Raw genomic sequence first — 818 nt, 5'->3', positions numbered from 1 at the left:
TATTATTTTTTCTTTTCCGTTTAAAATTTTTGTAATTAACTTTTTTTGTAATAAACCTATGCATACACTTTTAAAATTGGAATTCAAATCCATTCCTAACCATAATTCGTGGAACATTATATGCCATTTGTGATTTCCTCTTAATTTCGTTAGGAAAGAAGGCAACCAAAAAGGCAATCCCTTGGGGTTAAAGCTATAGGGTACAAATTGCAAAGAAATCAAATCGGGTTGTACTTTATTTATAATTTCTTGTGACCAAATAAGCCGTTGATTATTTGAGCTTGAAATAGGGATGCGATAAACTGTAACTTTCACTTCTTCAATTTCTTGATTTTGATTTGTAAAAGTAGTGACCTTTTTATCACATAAAGAAACTATCTGAGCAACATGGCCTACCCTAATTAGTTCGCCACAAAAACGACGAGTATAATCGCCTACCCCATCTTTACCCGGATCGGCAGAGCCACAAATAAAGAGAATTTTCATATATTTTTTCTCTAACGTTTAAACTTTATAAAACCTTCCAATTAGCTTAGCGATTTTAAAACTAAATTTCCTATTAGAGAAAAAATACTTAGTTCTATTCCTTTCATGTCTGAGGTTAAAAAAAGGGTGTCCTTTACTGGGTTTGGGTATAAATTTATAGAAGATCCTATTTTGTTTTGTGTTTCTAACGATAACTGTGTTACTGGTATTAATTTCCATTGTCCGCAAGTTTGATTATTATTATCAAATTGCTGAATATTAGCTCAATTTACAGTGCTCGCCTCATCTACTTCTAACAGTCTTCCACTATGTTTAGCCAAATTTATATAATA

At 31.4% G+C, this 818-nt stretch carries 1 protein-coding gene; it reads right to left on the bottom strand.

All coding sequences use genetic code 11. The features are described from left to right. A partial coding sequence (locus EKL98_RS17935) for a glycosyltransferase family protein (RefSeq protein ID WP_199740746.1) occupies nucleotides 1-486 on the bottom strand: 486 nt, incomplete at its 3' end. Nucleotides 487-818 lie beyond the last annotated feature (332 nt).

This window comes from Flavobacterium bomense (genome assembly GCF_003970355.1).
Note: the sequence above shows the minus strand (reverse complement) of the source record. Positions and strands in the feature narration are given on the sequence as shown.